This is a genomic window from Bacillus sp. AP50, from assembly GCF_040492675.1.
GTDB lineage: Bacteria > Bacillota > Bacilli > Bacillales > Bacillaceae_G > Bacillus_A > Bacillus_A cereus.
On the sequence record NZ_JBEUTW010000059.1, the window covers coordinates 1 to 18,167 of the forward strand.

The window sequence follows — 18,167 nt, forward strand, 5'->3', positions numbered from 1 at the left end:
GTATTTGTTGTGCATAACGAGTAATCGTTGTCTCTTTCCAATTAACACTATTAAATATTATTTCTACACTTTGCATATTTTTACTAAATACAAATTGTAATGTATTCGTGTCTTTTAGCTCATAATATGTTTCACCAATAATAATAGGTGACATTTCATATAATGTATTACCGTTTTGAAACTCTTCTATTTCTTCCTCATTCATTTCTTTAATTTGCTCCAGTTGCTCTTCAATTTGTAAATTTAAACTTTCATAGGAGAGAAAATTAGAAACTTCAATAGTAATTGGAAATAAATTTCCTCTTACATGATAAAGCACGACAATATGTTTTTCTTTAGAAATATGATATAACCACGTTGCAGTCGCTCCTATTAAATCTACAATGTGAGTCAAATTTGAAAACAGTTCCGTTTTCCTTTTTATCCTAAGTTCTGTTCCTTGCACATCTTTAGGTATTTTAATACTTCCTTCTACTTTTCCTAAAAATTCTTTTACCATCTCATTATAAGAAATTGCTAATTTCATATTTATGTAAATTCCTCTCTTAAATATAATAAAGGTGTGAAAATTCACACCTTTTTCATCCCTTATTAAAGGGCAGATTCGTTCAATTCATAATCAGTAGCGGAGATACCCCCTTGATTAGAATTGAACTTTCTCCTTATTCGCTTTTAAACTCACCAATAAGCTCTTGTAATTCCTGAGAAAGCCAACTTAAAGAAGTCGCTAATTCTGCAATATCTTGTACTGATATTTCTTGCTCTTTCATGCTTTCTTCAACATTACTACTGCTGTTGGCATAAGTATTTGCAATATGTGATAATTCATTTACGACTTGAACAATATTCTGGCTATTTTGTAAAATGTCACTCGAATTACCGGAAACAGCTTTTACTTGATCTGTAACAGATTGCGCTGATTTTGAGATTTTTTCAAAGAAATCTCCACTACTTTGAACAAGCGAAATTCCAGTTTCTACTTCTTTTGAACCTTTTTGCATGGAAACTACAGCATCTTCTGTCTCAGCTTGTGTTTCACCAATCAATTTCGCTATATCTTTTGCAGACGCTTCCGTTTGTTCTGCTAATTTTCGTACTTCATCAGCAACAACTGCAAACCCTCTTCCAGCTGCTCCAGCACGTGAAGCCTCAATAGAAGCATTTAAAGCTAATAAATTTGTTTGATTTGAAATACCTGTAATTACAGTTACGATATCACTAATTTCTTTTGACCTTGTTTCTAACGAATAAATGATGGAAGATAAATCTTGTACTGCATTTTGGATTAAACTCATTTGATTAATAATTTGTCCAATCACTTCATTACCTTCAATTGAATGTTGTTCCATACCTTCAGAAGCAACCGCAACTTGTTTTGCAGCCCCAGTTATTTCTTCTACCTTATCTTCCATTCCATGTACAATTCCTAAACATTGTTGTACTGAAGTTTTTTGAGACTGTGCCCCTACTCTTAAACCTTCAATAGAACTTGCAATCTCTTGAACTGCCATGCTGTTTTCCTCTGTACTCGCCGACAATTCTTGTGAAGAAGAAGAAACTTGCTCAGCAGTTTGCCTTACTTTATCTATAATCCCTTTAAATTTTTCAATCGTGTTATTGAAATAAACATTAATAATTCCAATATCATCTGGTCTTTCTTTTAATTTAATACTTAAGTCACCTTCACCAATTTTACGTAACCCTTCTCTTAAATCTTTTAATGGAGCTAGCGAGTGACGCACGATAAAGAATTGAGTAATAGTCGCAATTGCTAATGAAATAATGATGAAGAGTAAGCCCTGTATCATAAACTTCTCTTTTGTAATAGGAACAATGGAAGCATCTAAGTCAGCCGCAATAATTGCAACAATATTGTTTTCTCCATCTGTAATTGGTTCTAATATTGTCACCCACGAACCTATTTCATCTTCATATACTTCTGTCATTTGAGCCTTTTTCGTATCAATCACTTTATCGTATGCCTTCATCCAATGAGCGGGTTGTTCATAATAATCTCCCGGCTTTATAGGAAACGCATTTGTTAACTCTGTAGTCAAACCAACGAGTTGTAATTCTCGCTTTTCATTCGGCTTTGCTCCTGTAACATACGTTTGTCCAACGCTTTTCAATTCTTTTGATACTTCATCTAATTTCTCTGTTAACTTTTCTTTTTTCACTTTTTCGGCTGTAGGATCTTTCGCCATGTCTCTAACTAATTCTACATCCAGTTTTTTCAATACTATTTCTCCTGTTTCAATAGACTGCCTTTCAAATAAAGACATCATACTATTTTGAAACATGTTGAAACTTAATGCACCCATACTTCCAACAAGTGTCAAAATAACTAATACGGTTAATAAGACGTTCTTTTGAAGGAACGATAACTTATGCCAATATTTTTTCATTAATATCCACCTTCCTTAATCAACATAAACAAAAAAACAAAATATATGAATATTTTGTTTGAAAATGTTTCTCAATATGTTCGAGAATAAAAAAAAGCCAATGTAAAAGCATTGGCCAAGACCAACCCTATCCGTCCGGTAACTGGCTAGCGTAGCCTTTCGACCTTAGCTCCTGTAGTTTTGCGTCCTCATGTTTCCATCAGTTTGCCTTTCTCGCTGAACGAGTTGAACGATATGGGAGTTCTATGAGAATTAATTTATTCTCTTTCAAAGATTACAACATATAAATCAAAATGTCTACTTATTTAGAGATATAAATACAAATTTTTAATGAATTGCTTTTTCAAAATAATTTCAAAAAGTACGTGAATGTTACTTTTTTTATGTTATATAATAAAAAATGTATAAATAACAAGGATTTCTTCGGGTATTTATTTAATTTTCATTCAAATTAAACTATTCGAATATATCTTAACTAATGAATTTCGGAGGTAGTTTATCATGTTTTGGCTACAATTTCTTACCTTGTTACTCTGTATTTTTATTGGTGCACGCCTAGGCGGAGTTGGTTTAGGAGTAATGGGTGGAGTTGGTATGGCAATACTCGTTTTTGTCTTCCACTTACAACCAACGGCGCCTCCTATCGATGTAATGCTTATGATTTTGGCAGTAATTACAGCTGCTGGTGCTTTGCAAGCCGCTGGAGGAATGGACTACCTTGTTCATCTAGCTGAAAAGGCATTACGAAAAAATCCAAAACGCATTACATTCTTTGCTCCAATTGTTACTTATTTATTTACACTTTGTGCAGGAACTGGTCACGTTGCTTATTCTGTACTTCCTGTTATCGCTGAAGTCTCTCGCGAATCCGGAATTAGACCAGAACGACCAATGTCAATTGCCGTAATTGCTTCCCAACAAGCAATTACAGCTAGTCCTATATCAGCTGCAACAGTTGCACTTTTAGCAATGTTAGCTGACTATAAAATCACCTTATTAGATATTTTAAAAGTAAGTATCCCTTCTACTTTCATCGCTTGTATGATAGCTGCATTTGTTGCTAGTAAGATGGGAAAAGAATTAAATGAAGACCCTGGATACTTAAAACGATTAAAAGAAGGATTAATTCCTAAGCTTGAAGAGAAAAAAGAATTTGTAGGTGTAAAGGGCGCAAAATTATCAGTTATCCTTTTCCTTGTAGGAACCTTCCTTGTTGTACTTCTTGGTTCATTTGAAGCACTTCGTCCAGGATGGATAGTTGATGGGAAGTTAGCCCGTCTTTCCATGCCGAACACAATTGAGATGGTTATGTTAACTATCGCGGCTCTTATTATTATTTTCTGTAAACCAAATGTAGAAAGCATTGTATCTGGTAACGTCTTTAAAGCAGGAGCAACAGCAGTTGTTGCTATTTTCGGTATCGCTTGGATGGGAGATACTTTCTTTAATGGAAACTTAAATATGATTCAAGGATCGATTCAGCATTTAGTAACAAGTGCACCTTGGCTATTTGCTATCGCACTATTCATTCTATCTATTTTACTGTACAGCCAAGCAGCAACAGTTCGTGCCTTAATGCCACTTGGACTATCTCTTGGTATTCCACCAGCGCTACTGATTGCGATGTTCCCTGCAGTAAATGGATATTTCTTCATTCCAAACTATGGAACAATCGTTGCTGCCATTAACTTTGACCGTACTGGTACAACAGGTATCGGTAAATACGTATTAAATCATAGTTTTATGATTCCGGGCCTAATTGCAACATTTACTTCTATCGGAATTGGAATGCTCTTAATTTCAATTATGTTTTAAAGAAAAAGCACAAACCTTTATTTAAAAAGGTTTGTGCTTTTTTAATCAAATATTTGTTTAAATTTTGGGCAGTCTATTTCTTCATGTAGCACTTAAAATACTACACTTCCTTCCCTACAAACTTCTCTTTACTTCTTCAACTAATTTTCTCGTACTTTCATACGCAGATTCCGCTAAACTAATTGCTGAAATAACTGAAACACCGTCCGCACCCGCCTCTATAACTGCCGCTGTATTTTCAATTGTAATCCCACCAATACCAACGATTGGCACTGTAATTCCTTGTTCTCTAAAATAAGCTAATCCTTTCGTTCCTTGAACCGCTTTCGTATCTTTTTTCGTACTCGTTGGGAAAATAGGACCAACACCTAAATAATCCGCTCCATTTTCGATTGCAAAACGTGCTTCTTCAATTGTATGAGCAGATACGCCGATAATTTTATCTCCCATTTTTTCACGAACAGATGTAATTCCTTCATCATCTTGTCCAACATGAACACCATCTGCATCTAATTCAATGGCTAATTCTACATCATCATTTACAATGAAAGGAACACTATATTCCTTACAAAGCGTCTGCAATTCTTTTGCAAAGCGCACTCTATCTTCTCCGATTAAAGAACCTTCCCCCTTCTCGCGAAACTGAAAAATTGTCACTCCACCATCTAACGCTTCTTTCAATACAGCTAAAGGATCCCTCGTGCAGTTATTACTTCCCATAATAAAATACACTTGCAATAGCTTAGACATTTTATCTATTTCAATGCGTGCCATTTCTTTCACTCCCTCTTACTCTAACTCCACAATCTTCCCATACTTCTCAATATCACCTGAAGTTGTATTCGCTAATTGATTTAAAAATTCAATTTGGAAACTACCAGGCCCTTTTTCTACCGCCTTAGCAGCTGCCAGTTCCGAAGCTACACCATAAAACGTTAATGCGGCTACTGCTGCTTTTACATAATCTTTTTCCACTGCTACAAATGCTCCTATTACAGAAGTTAGTAAACAACCTGTTCCCGTAACTTTCGTTAAAATAGGGTGACCATTTCGAATAACAATAGTTCTCTCTCCATCTGTAACAACATCTTCTTTTCCAGTAATGACCGCAACTGTATTTAGTTCATCTGCTGCCTGCCTTGCAATACTTACAACATTGCCATTTCCAGTACCAGCGTCTACCCCTTTAATTTCCCATTTCTCATTAATAACATTTGCTATTTCAGCCGCATTTCCGCGGATAATTGCTAAATCTATTTCGGCTGGAATATGTCTCGCAACTTCTGTTCGATACGAAGTTGCTCCTGCACCAACTGGGTCAAATAGTACTGGCACATTGTTCGCATTTGCTGATTTACCCGCGAGTAACATCGCTTCTACTTCTTCAGGACGAAGTGTCCCCATATTTAATACTAACGCTCCAGCAATGCTAGCCATTTCTGCTACTTCTTCTTTTGCATACGCCATTACAGGCGATGCTCCAAGTGCCAACAAACCGTTAGCAGTAAAATTTGTTACAACAACATTTGTAATATTATGAACGAGCGGATTAGATTCTCTCACCAAATCCACTACTTTACTAATTTCTTTCATATTCATCCTTTTCATCTCCTAACTATAATGGTGGGAGATACACAAAAAGACACTTTGCGCGTACGCAAAGTGCCTGAACATGTGCTTTTACACTCTCCCTACGCTGGCATTATCCAACAGGTTCAAATGGTCAATGACGGACTAGTAGCCATACTCTCAGTTTGTATCCACAAACTCCCATGTGCTTATTATTCATCTACTTCAAAGTCTACTCTTATTCTACTAAAATAACAAGTTCTTTACTTTTCTATTTAATATAGAAGCAACCTATATAACAATAAACATAATCAAGTGAAACTTTAATCAGTGAGTGTTTTGTTCATCCCACTAAAAACCGATCAAATATGGAGCGAAACTGAATCTCAAGAAGATGTATGCTATATTTAACTTATGGAAATTTGAAAGGATGTTTTTAATATGTCAAAAAGCGTTGTAATCGCTGAAAAACCTTCCGTTGCACGAGATATTGCTCGTGTACTTAAGTGCGATAAAAAAGGAAATGGCTACCTTGAAGGTAGTAAATATATTGTAACTTGGGCTTTAGGTCATCTCGTTACATTAGCAGATCCAGAAAGTTATGATGTGAAATATAAAAAGTGGAATTTAGAAGATTTACCGATGCTACCTGAGCGTTTGAAATTAACGGTTATTAAACAAACTGGTAAACAATTTAATGCTGTAAAAAGTCAGCTACTTAGAAAAGATGTAAATGAAATTATTGTAGCAACAGACGCTGGACGTGAAGGGGAATTAGTCGCACGCTGGATTATCGATAAAGTTAAGCTAAATAAACCAATCAAACGTTTATGGATTTCTTCTGTAACCGATAAAGCAATTAAAGATGGTTTTGCAAATTTAAAACCAGGTAAAGCCTATGACAATTTATACGCTTCAGCAGTTGCACGTTCAGAAGCTGACTGGTATATCGGTCTTAATGCAACTCGTGCTTTAACGACTCGCTTTAATGCCCAGTTAAATTGCGGCCGTGTACAAACCCCTACTGTTGCTATGATTGCTAGTCGTGAGGATGAAATAAAGAACTTCAAAGCTCAAACTTACTACGGCATCGAAGCTCAAACAATGGAGAAGCTCAAACTTACTTGGCAAGATGCAAATGGCAATAGCCGTAGTTTTAATAAAGAAAAAATCGATGGTATTGTAAAAAGTTTAGATAAACAAAATGCTACTGTTGTGGAAATTGATAAGAAACAGAAGAAGTCATTCTCTCCTGGTCTTTACGATTTAACTGAATTGCAACGTGATGCAAATAAAAAGTTCGGTTACTCTGCTAAAGAAACATTAAATATTATGCAAAAATTGTATGAACAGCATAAAGTACTAACGTACCCTCGTACAGATTCACGCTACATTTCATCTGATATCGTTGGAACACTTCCAGAACGTCTAAAAGCATGTGGTGTTGGAGAATACCGTCCCTTCGCACATAAAGTATTACAAAAGCCTATCAAACCTAACAAATCATTTGTTGATGATAGTAAAGTAAGCGATCATCATGCGATTATTCCAACAGAAGGATACGTTAACTTCGCAGCATTCACAGATAAAGAACGCAAAATTTATGATTTAGTTGTAAAACGTTTCTTAGCTGTTTTATTCCCAGCATTCGAATACGAACAACTAACGTTACGCACAAAGGTCGGCAATGAAACATTCATTGCACGCGGAAAAACGATTTTACATGCTGGTTGGAAGGAAGTATACGAAAATCGATTTGAAGACGATGATGTAACTGATGACGTAAAAGAGCAGATTCTACCTCACATTGAAAAGGGCGATACATTAACTGTAAAGTTACTTATGCAAACATCAGGTCAAACGAAAGCACCTGCACGCTTTAATGAAGCAACTTTACTTTCAGCAATGGAGAATCCTACAAAATATATGGATACGCAAAATAAACAACTTGCTGATACGTTAAAATCAACTGGTGGATTAGGTACTGTAGCGACACGTGCAGATATTATCGACAAACTTTTCAATTCTTTCTTAATTGAAAAACGTGGTAAAGATATTCACATTACATCAAAAGGTCGTCAATTACTTGATTTAGTACCAGAAGAATTAAAATCACCTACACTAACTGGTGAGTGGGAACAAAAACTTGAAGCAATTGCAAAAGGAAAATTAAAGAAAGAAGTATTCATTTCGGAAATGAAGAACTATACGAAAGAAATTGTTGCTGAAATTAAATCGAGTGATAAGAAATATAAACATGACAACATTTCAACGAAGTCTTGTCCAGATTGCGGTAAACCAATGCTAGAAGTAAATGGAAAAAAGGGGAAAATGCTCGTATGCCAAGACCGTGAATGTGGTCATCGTAAAAATGTATCTCGTACAACAAATGCTCGCTGTCCGCAATGTAAAAAGAAACTAGAATTACGTGGTGAGGGTGCAGGCCAAATTTTCGCATGTAAATGTGGCTATCGCGAGAAATTATCAACATTCCAAGAGCGACGTAAAAAAGAATCTGGAAACAAAGCCGATAAACGCGACGTTCAAAAATATATGAAACAACAGAAAAAAGAAGAAGAACCATTAAATAACCCATTCGCGGAAGCATTAAAAAAATTAAAATTTGATTAAACAAAAAGGTTCCTACCTCTATCGGTAGGAACCTTTTATTTTAGTGAATGATTTTACTTCCTTTTGCATTCTCAACAAATTTTTCACTTGATTTGTTAATTGGTGTTTTCAGTAATAACGCAGCAACAATCATAACTACTACGAAAGCACTTAACACAAGTAAATCTCGCGTTACGATATCCCAAAGCATTCCACCAACTGTTTCACGAATTGCGCTAATTGCGTATGTGAATGGTAAGAACGGATAAATCGCTTGGAAGAACGCTGGTGTCATTTGGATTGGGAATGTTCCGCCCGATCCTGCTACTTGTAGTACAAGTAAAATAATCGCCATCGATTTCCCAACGTTTCCGAAAATAGAAACGAGTGAGTATACGATACAAACGAAGACTCCACCAATAAATAAACTAAATAACACAAACCAGAACTTATCGACTACGTACGTACCGAGTAAGAATATATCTCCCATCGATACGATAAACGCTTGTGAAAGACCTATCGTTAAGAATGTTAATAAACGTCCGAAGTAAATTTCATGGCTCTTATAATTCGCGCCCTCTTCGTGTACTTCTACCGTTAATAATGAAACCATTAATAATGCGCCTACCCATAATGCAAGCACTGTATAGAATGGTGACATCGCTGAACCGTAGTTCGGCATCGCAAATAATTTATTTTCTTTTAAATTTACTGGATTCGCAAAGTAATCACTTTGCTTCTCAACATCGTTTTTCAATAAGCGTATGATGTCTTTTAAATCCTCTTCAGATTCAAAATCACGAATTTTATCTGCTAATTCTTTAATCTTTTTCTCAGTCTCCGGCATTTCAGCTTTAATGTCTACTAATTTCTTTCTACCGTCTACTAAGCCTTTTGATGAATCTTCTAGTAATTTTTTAACATCTGGAAGCTTTTTGTCTGCATCATTTAAAATTTGAGTTGTATTTTTCGACATCTCTTTTGTACGAGCAATTGCTGTATTGAAATTAGGTACAATTTCTGAATCATACGTCGATAATACATCTGTTAATTGAGCTGATCCGCCCTTCGCAGCGTTGTTAATACTTTCAATTACATCTTTTGTAGGTTTCTGGCCATTGTTAAGAAGTGTAATTCCCTTATTCGTTGCCTCTACACCTTTTTGTAAGCTGCTTTTCGCTTTGTTTAATTTTGCGATTCCATTATTAAGGTTTTTATCACTATTTACATCCGCTAAAACCTTATTTGTACTTTCTAGAACTGGAATCATATCATCAATTAAACCGATTCCAGATTGGAATTGACCATTTAAACTATTTAAAGCTACTTTCGTTGAATCTAAATCGTTAATACCTCTATTCTTTACATCTTCTTTCGCCTTTTGTAAGTCTGCTTTTGCACCTTCAATACCATTTTTTACTTTATCGTAATCTGCTTTTGCATTATCATATGCTGTATTTGCATCAACTTTAGCTTGATCGACTGTGCTAACTGCTTTTTTATAATCTGCTACAAACGTTTCATTATAATCTTTTTCAGCTTGATCAATTAATCCATTTGCTGCATCTAATTTTTGATTCGCTACATCCGTTACATCTTTCTTTACTTCTTGTCCTTTGCCAATAACATTTACAATATCTTTAATACCGTTGTTTGCATTTTCCATACCGCTTTTCAGCTTAGTTAAGCGATCCACTCGCCCTTGGAAAAAGCTTTGACCAAAATCAGTCGTCGCCGATTTTTGAAGTTCAGTAAATACATTAATAAGATACGAAATACCTTCTGTACGAGCTTGCAATTGATCTGATACCGCATTTAAATCTTTCTTTGCTTGTTCTGGATCAAATTGCCCATTTTGCAATCCATTTACAACACTTTTTCCATAAGCTGTTCCTGCACGTGATGAACTTAAAACATTATTTACTGTTTGATTAATACTTTGTGCTATATTTTTATACCCATCACTATTCAACTTAGAAAGATCTGGTTTCGCCGGGAATTCAGGTAATCCATTCATTCCAGACAAATCAGGGATGTTTAAATCAACACCTGGATTCATTAAAAAGTCAGTAAATGCAGCAGCTCTATCCATAACGCCTTGTGCTGCTACTAAATCATTTCTTATCGTCCCTGGAGCATTTTTTAATGTTTGATCTTGTCTTGCAAAGAACTTATCTAAATTCGCCAATGCTTCCTGCCCATCATTTATTACACTCTCTACAACAGGTAAATCTTTCTGCGCCACTTTCACAATATCTTCTGCTCGAGTCGCATCATCTAACGCCTTATCCATGAGTGTATTCATTTCTGGGAACTGCGCTTCTAACTTAAATACAAGATCTTTTACTTTTTCGATACTTGGTAAGTTTGTTTCTAAATCGATTCCAAGGTCATTGAAAATTTTAAAAATCTCACCGTTTGCTGTTTTAACAAAATTTTTACTAATTTCTTCTGTAATACCTGATGCACCTTTTGCTGTAATCTTCGGTGCGATCGCGTTTACTTTTTCATTCACATAGTAATCCAGTTCTGGTTTTTTCGGATTTTCATCCAGAACAGTTGCGATTTTTTCAGAGAAGTCTTTTGGAATCGTAATACTTGCATAATAATCCCCACGCTCAACTCCGTAAATTGCTTGTTTTTCATCTACAAATTTCCAGCCAAGATTTTTGTTTTTCTTAAGGGAGTCTACAATCTCTTTCCCGATATTAATATCTTTCCCTCTTAAATTAGAACCTGCATCTTGGTTGGAAACTGCAATGGGAACCTCTTTTGTATTTCCATACGGATCCCAAGAAGCTTTAATGTTAAACCATGCATATAACGATGGTAAAATCATTAATCCTAAAACAATAACAATTGCAGCCCAATGTTTGGCTACATTCCGTAAATCTGTCTTATAAATACGCCAAATCTGTTTCATAGAAGTTATCACCTAATTATATATTTTTCCTTCTTTAGAAAATGATACATACATTTTGCAATTATATCACTTTCTACATCGTGTATTAACCAAAAACGTACTATTTTTTCCCATTAACTTTCACTTACTTCATTATATAACGAAGTGAGTCAAAGTATGAATACAAAATGACCAAATCGGTTTTACATTCAATAATAACAAATATATATGAAATGTCATAAAAAATACAAGTATTTTCTCTTGGAAATACTTGTATTCCTAAAAAAAATCCTCACAGCTTTTATTCTCTGTGAGGATTTCTTCTATTATATATCCAATTGAACCTCTACACCGAAATGATCTGAAATTACATTTCTGTTTGTACCATTGAAAATAACTTTTGAAGAATGAACTTTTTTACTTTGGTTACACAATATTAGATCGATTCGCAAATTATGTTTATTTTCATCCCAACCAGCAATCTCACCTTGGACAGTCGTTCCTTCATCCTTCTCTATTGCTAATTCATATGTGTCATACAACCCTTTTTGCATCATATACTCATAACCTTCGCCTTCCAACCGAGCATTGTTATTAAAATCCCCCATTAAGAAGGCGAGCTTATTGCTATCTACACGCTCCATCAAACGATCGACTTGACCTTCGAATGACTCTTCTTCATCATTCCACCAACCGAGATGGCAAGAGTAAAACGTTATATCCTTACCATTATAAGCAATTGTTGCACTTACAATTTTACGCGTTTTCCAATACGTTGTATCCTCGTTTTCTGAAATGAAGAACGTATCTTCTTTTATAATATTATGCTTCGTTATAATTGCTAATCCTTCTTCATACACGTCATAACCAATATGAGAGAAATCCCAAGTAATATTGTAATCTTTTACATGTAGCGCTTTTAACTCTTCTAATAGTAAAAGTCCAAAATTATCTTCTTTCTTGTTACCGCATACATTTTCAGCTTGTATGGACTGACTTACTTCTTGCAATGCGATGACATCGTACCCTTCTTCTTGAATTACTTTAGCAAGGTATTGTATCTTTTCTATTTGATTCTCTTCTTGCCAAGAATGACAGTTTAAAGTTAGCAATTTCATATATTATTACGCACCTAACATATCTTGAATGTCTGACTTTAATACGTCAGCTTTCGGACCATATACCGCTTGTACACCTTTATCTTTTACAATAAGCCCTAAAGCACCATTTTGTTTCCACTGTGCTTCTGGTGCAACAACATCTAAATCTTTTACTGTTACACGTAAGCGTGTCATACAAGCATCTACGTCAGCAATATTTTCTTTTCCACCTAATAAATCGATAACTTTTGTTGCTAATGAACCGTCTTGTACATTTCCTGTTCCTTCTGATGCCTCATCTTCATTATCAATATAGTTACCTGCACGCCCTGGTGTTGGTAAGTTGAATTTTTTAATTAAGAAATTAAATAGTGTAAAGTTAAGACCGAAGAACACTAATGAAACAATAACAAAGTTGATTAAGTCTCTTGTTAAACCTGCGTTAACCATCATTGGTGTACGAGTAATTAACTCAATAAATCCAAATGCATGAACACGTAAGTTAATTAAATCAGCTAGCGCGAATGCAAGTCCTGTTGTAATAGCATATACAACATATAATACTGGAGCAATAAACATGAACATGAATTCAATTGGTTCTGTTACACCTGTTAAGAATACTGCTAATGCTGCTGATAAAAACATTGGTTTATATTTTGCACGCTTTTCTTTATCAACGTTACGGAACATCGCAAATGCAATCCCCATTAACGCTGCTGTTGAGCCGATAACTTGTCCAGCTTTGAAACGAGCTGGTACAACGTTATTTAATAAATCGTTATATGCCTTCGTATCTCCATTTGCTAGTAAATTATTTAAATCTGTAATCCATGCAAGCCATAATGGATCTTGTCCTGCTACAACTTGTCCAACTTTTGAACCAGTTAGCATCGTATATGTTCCGCCTAGCTCTGTATAGTTCATCGGAATCGTTAACATATGGTGTAAACCAAATGGTAATAATAAACGCTCTAACGTTCCATATACAAACGGTGCAACAACTGGTGCACTATCTTTTGAAGCTGCAATCCAGCGACCAAATTCATTTAACCCACTTTGGATGAATGGCCATAGAAGTGATAATACAATCGCAGTAACTGTAGACCAAAGAATTACAACGAATGGTACAAATCGTTTTCCATTAAAGAATGCTAATGCCTGTGGCAGTTTATTATAGTTATAATATTTGTTATATAAAGTAGCTCCTAAGAAACCTGTGATAATCCCTACGAACACTCCCATGTTTAATGCGGGTGCACCAAGTACAGAAGTAAAGTAATCTTTTACAATTAAATCTCCCGCTATTACTGAAGAAACTTTCGCTTTTGAATCCGCTAACATTTCAGCGTTTACCCCAAATATAGCTCCTGTAATTCGGTTTGTTAAGACGAATGCTAATAGCGCTGCAAATGCACCACCCGCGCGATCTTTCGCCCAAGATCCCCCAATTGCTACTGCGAATAAGATGTGTAGATTTGTAATGATTGCCCAACCGATGTCTTCCATTACGCGAGCGATTGTATGAACTGCGTTAACATCCCCAGCAGACATACCAATTAACTTACCGATGGAAATCATTAAACCAGCTGCTGGCATTACAGCTACAACAACTAATAAAGCTTTCCCGAACTTTTGCCAAAAATCAAAAGACGTAATTTTCATCTGTTCTTCCTCCCCTTTATTTATAACAACATAATGATTTAAATTATAATTTCTGTCCCTTTTATGAAAACGATTCCTCATATCATTTTTCTTTTTACGCAACCGTTTTCATAAATCTATTTTAATAAAAGCGTTTTCACTTTGCAATAGAAATTTATTTTTTTTCATAAAAAAAGATGCTCAAAGAGCATCCTTTTTTATTATGAAATGCGATAAACCCTTGTTTCATAAGGTTTTAAAGCAATTGTTGTTACTTCTTCATGTTCCGCAACTTCATAGTTATTTAAAAGCAAACGTTTGCGTTCTAGTGCAAATGAACCCTCATTATACACAGCTTCCTCTTTTGAGATATTACTAATTACAATGACTTTTTCATCCTGTAACGTACGTGTATATGCATAAATTTGTGGATCGTCTTCTAAAAGTAAATCGTACGTACCATAGTTCAGTACATCGTGCTCTTTTTTCAGGGCAATCATTTTCTTATAGAAATTGAAAATAGACTTTTCTTCATTTTTTTGCTTTTCAACATTAATTTCTTTGTAATTTGGATTCATGCTAAACCAAGGTGTACTTGTTGTGAAACCAGCATTCATCTCATCATTCCACTGCATAGGTGTACGTGAATTATCGCGGCAAGAAGCCCATATAATCTCCATCATATCTTGATGTGGTACGCCCTCTGCAATTTTCTCGCGATATAAATTTTTAATTGCTACATCATCGTAATCTTCAATATTTGGTAACTGAATATTTGTCATACCAATTTCTTGGCCTTGATAAATAAACGGTGTACCGTGCATAAAGAAATACATCGCCCCTAGAGCTGTTGCACTTTCACGCCAATATTGTTTATCATCTCCCCATGTTGAAACGATACGTGGTTTATCGTGATTCTCAATATATAAAGCGTTCCATCCTTTATTTTCTAATCCTTTTTGCCATTTCGTTAATACTTTTTTCAATCCTACAACATCAAGGTCTTTCTTCTTCTCTGCATCCCATAAACTTAAATGTTCAAATTGGAATACCATATTGAACTTACCTTGCTCTTCTCCAACCCATAGCTCAGCATCTTCAATCTTAACACCATTTGCTTCACCAACAGTCATAATATCGTACTTAGAGAATGTATTTTCTTTTAGCTCTTCTAATAAAGGTTGAATACCTTTCACATTCATATGTTTATCAAAAGATGGCACATATTTTAACTCTTTTGGATTTGGCATATCCTTGAGGCCTTCTTCTTTTTTAATATGACTGATCGCATCAACGCGGAAACCATCAATACCTTTATCAAGCCACCAATTAACCGTATCATATAGTACTTCGCGAACTTCTTTATTCTCCCAGTTTAAATCTGGTTGTTTACGTGAGAATAGATGTAAATAATATTGTTCTGTTTCTTCATCATATTCCCATGCCGAACCATTAAAAATACTTTCCCAGTTGTTTGGCTCCGCACCATCTTTACCATCATGCCAAATATACCAATCACGCTTCGGATTATCTTTAGATGAACGTGATTCAATAAACCATGGATGTTCATCACTCGTATGATTAATAACTAAATCAATAATAAGCTTCATATCACGCTTATGAACTTCATCTAGTAAAGCATCAAAGTCTGCCATTGTACCAAACTCATCCATAATATCTTGATAATCACTAATATCATAACCATTATCATCATTAGGCGACTTATACATTGGACAAATCCAAATTACATCTATACCTAAATCTTTTAAATAATCCAGTTTTGCAATAATACCTTGTAAATCTCCAATACCATCACCATTTGAATCCATAAAGCTTCGTGGATAAATTTGATAAGCAACCGCTTCTTTCCACCATGTCTTATTCATAGTCATTCTCTCCTTTTGCATCCCATCGGAATTTTATGCAAACGTTTTCGTAACACTATCATAACAAAATATGAACAGTTTGCAACTGTTTTCATTGAACTCTATGTAGATTCTTTATTCTTATGCTTTATTTATTTCTCACAAAGGTAAATCTCATTCTTCACCTCTCCTTGTCCACGCGTATTACAGACATTTTTCATATATTAATAAAAAGCTCTGATTATTTTAGAAAGGAGTAATAAATTGAAGCAAACAAAATTAACAGGTCGTATCGTTGTTCCCACAGATCCTGACTACGACGTAGCCCGAATGAATTTAAATTTAAGTATTCCAAAACTCCCTTGTATTATTGTTTTTTGTCAAAATAACAAGGATGTCTGTAACGCCTTAAAATGGGCACGTGAACGTCATATACCATTTCGGTTAAGAAGTGGACGTCATAGCTATGAAAATTTTTCTCTTTTAAATAGAGGACTTATTATTGATGTGAGTGAAATGCATCGCATTACTGTTAATACAGAGAAATTAACAGCAACAATTGAGGCTGGTGCAAATCTTGGCACTGTTTATAAAGAACTTTGGAATTACGGTGTTACAATTCCTGCTGGTACAAGTGCAAGCGTTGGAATTGTTGGATTAGCACTTGGCGGTGGTATTGGTATGCTTTCGCGCTTATTTGGATTAACATGTGATCAATTAATGGAAGTGGAAATGGTACAAGCGTGTGGAAAATTTGGTGTAAAACTCATTCGTGCAAATGAACAAGAGAACTCTAACCTTTTTTGGGCATGCCGTGGTGGCGGTGGTGGCAACTTTGGAATTGTCACTTCCTTAACTTTTCGAGTCCACCCGATAAAAAATGTATCAATTTTCTCAATTACATGGGAATGGGACGACTTTATTGCTGCATTTCAAGCGTGGCAAAACTGGGCACCTTATATAGATGAACGTCTCACTTCATCGATCGAATTATTCGCCAAGCAACGAAATAAAATCAAAGCACAAGGCGAGTTTGTCGGTTCTCCCTCTGAACTCCATTTCCTATTATCCCCTCTTCTTGAAACTGGTAGCCCCTCTCTCTTTATAGAAGAAGTTACTTATATAAAGGCTGTTGAATTTTTTAATGGCGGTAACATCCCTGAAAATTTCAAGCGCTCTGGTTCCTATGTCTATAAACCTATTCCCCTTAAAGGCATTCAAATCATGCAATACTTTCTTTCTCATGCACCGAATAAAGATGCTAGTATTTGGCATCAATCGCTCATAGGTGCTGTTGAAAATATTTCGCCGAATAAAACGGCTTATTTTCATCGTAAAGCAATTATTGCTCAAGAATACATTACCTCTTGGAAATGCGATGATGAAGAAAATCGAAATATACGCTGGGTTAAAGGTTTACGAGAAAGCTTAGATCCTTATACACTAGGTGACTATGTGAACTGGCCCGATATCGACATTAAAAATTGGCAAACTAGTTATTATGGCTCTAACTTTCACAGATTACGTAAAGTAAAAACCATGTATGATCCTTGTGATGTTTTTCATTTCCAACAAAGTATTCCTCCTTTTCATACGTGAAAAAAGGGGATAACATAAAAAAATCATCCAATATACCGTTACCTCGCAGTATGTTGGATGATTCAAGTTGATTTTCTATATCGTTTCAAATTCTTGCTCCTACTCATAAACTTTTACTTACAGATTAATTGTATTTCGTATCATTTTCATGCAATGAATGTAATTTAATATTTGGTACTTTATCTTTTTCAATACCTCTATTATAAGAAACAGGAACTTGAAATTCGAATTGCTTTGTCTCATGTTTTTGTAAATAGACTGGTTTCGGTACTGGATAGCTTTTTGAATTCTCGTTTGCATTATCGTATAAAACAACTTTTAATGCTTGTGAATGATTACGATAATTTTTTAAAGTAACAATGCACTTCGGTTGGATATTCTCTCCATTTTTCTCCATTCTACACTGGCTATCTTCTTTTTTATATTCTATTGCTTCTACCCCTGTTTTTCCTGCGTAGTACCATGTTTTATTCAATGTCTGGAGGATTGTATTTAAAATAAACGGCATCATTACAATCAAAATACTAATGCCTACTACTTTTATCTTATTCGTTTTTCTAAATGTACTAGACTCCTTTTTTCCTAGCCATTTTAAAAATAATATAAATGCAATTACATGTAGTATGAAAGAAACAATCAATATATTTGAGACTTTATAATC

Annotated in this window: 11 protein-coding genes, 1 pseudogene and 2 riboswitches; of the genes and pseudogenes, 3 read left to right on the forward strand and 9 right to left on the reverse strand. The window is 35.0% G+C overall.

The features are described 5' to 3' along the window. A pseudogene (locus ABWK52_RS06560) lies at positions 1-526 on the reverse strand (non-ribosomal peptide synthetase); the annotation flags it as partial. Positions 527-662: 136 nt separating this feature from the next. Then, on the reverse strand, positions 663-2,405 hold the full coding sequence (locus ABWK52_RS06565) for a methyl-accepting chemotaxis protein (RefSeq protein ID WP_000761081.1): 1,743 nt from the start codon (positions 2,403-2,405) through the stop codon (positions 663-665). 134 nt (positions 2,406-2,539) lie between these two features. After that, positions 2,540-2,624, reverse strand: a riboswitch (cyclic di-GMP riboswitch). Positions 2,625-2,906: 282 nt separating this feature from the next. On the opposite strand from ABWK52_RS06565, the gene ABWK52_RS06570 reads away from it, so the two are divergent. Next, complete coding sequence (locus ABWK52_RS06570) at positions 2,907-4,220, forward strand: anaerobic C4-dicarboxylate transporter family protein (protein ID WP_048567381.1); 1,314 nt, start codon at positions 2,907-2,909, stop codon at positions 4,218-4,220. Positions 4,221-4,334: 114 nt separating this feature from the next. Here the strand turns inward: ABWK52_RS06570 and thiE are convergent, their stop codons facing one another. Further along, positions 4,335-4,994 (reverse strand): thiamine phosphate synthase, encoded by a 660-nt coding sequence (gene thiE / locus ABWK52_RS06575; protein WP_000090961.1) that lies wholly within the window; start codon positions 4,992-4,994, stop codon positions 4,335-4,337. 15 nt (positions 4,995-5,009) lie between these two features. Next, entirely contained in the window at positions 5,010-5,819 is an 810-nt protein-coding gene (gene thiM / locus ABWK52_RS06580; RefSeq protein ID WP_001056095.1) for a hydroxyethylthiazole kinase, read from the reverse strand. 72 nt (positions 5,820-5,891) lie between these two features. Beyond that, positions 5,892-6,004, reverse strand: a riboswitch (TPP riboswitch). 226 nt (positions 6,005-6,230) lie between these two features. On the opposite strand from thiM, the gene topB reads away from it, so the two are divergent. Beyond that, positions 6,231-8,420 (forward strand): DNA topoisomerase III, encoded by a 2,190-nt coding sequence (topB, locus tag ABWK52_RS06585; protein ID WP_000047299.1) that lies wholly within the window; start codon positions 6,231-6,233, stop codon positions 8,418-8,420. Between the two features lie 40 nt (positions 8,421-8,460). Here the strand turns inward: topB and ABWK52_RS06590 are convergent, their stop codons facing one another. The 4 genes from ABWK52_RS06590 to ABWK52_RS06605 form a co-directional block, all read right to left on the reverse strand. Further along, on the reverse strand, positions 8,461-11,322 hold the full coding sequence (locus ABWK52_RS06590) for a YhgE/Pip domain-containing protein (RefSeq protein WP_061113724.1): 2,862 nt from the start codon (positions 11,320-11,322) through the stop codon (positions 8,461-8,463). A 305-nt stretch (positions 11,323-11,627) separates the two neighbouring features. Next, complete coding sequence (locus ABWK52_RS06595) at positions 11,628-12,419, reverse strand: endonuclease/exonuclease/phosphatase family protein (protein WP_061113725.1); 792 nt, start codon at positions 12,417-12,419, stop codon at positions 11,628-11,630. Between the two features lie 6 nt (positions 12,420-12,425). Continuing rightward, positions 12,426-14,063, reverse strand: a complete 1,638-nt coding sequence (locus ABWK52_RS06600) for a PTS transporter subunit IIBC (protein WP_000705560.1) — start codon at positions 14,061-14,063, stop codon at positions 12,426-12,428. 200 nt (positions 14,064-14,263) lie between these two features. Beyond that, on the reverse strand, positions 14,264-15,928 hold the full coding sequence (locus ABWK52_RS06605) for a glycoside hydrolase family 13 protein (RefSeq protein ID WP_098542191.1): 1,665 nt from the start codon (positions 15,926-15,928) through the stop codon (positions 14,264-14,266). A gap of 243 nt (positions 15,929-16,171) precedes the next feature. Here ABWK52_RS06605 and ABWK52_RS06610 point away from each other — a divergent pair, with 243 nt between their 5' ends. Then, positions 16,172-17,506 carry an FAD-dependent oxidoreductase gene (locus ABWK52_RS06610; protein ID WP_098542189.1) on the forward strand — a complete coding sequence of 445 codons (1,335 nt, stop codon included), beginning with the start codon at positions 16,172-16,174 and terminating at the stop codon, positions 17,504-17,506. 124 nt (positions 17,507-17,630) lie between these two features. Here the strand turns inward: ABWK52_RS06610 and ABWK52_RS06615 are convergent. Continuing rightward, positions 17,631-18,167: ABC transporter permease (locus tag ABWK52_RS06615; protein ID WP_353771898.1), on the reverse strand; the 537-nt coding region annotated here is incomplete at its 5' end.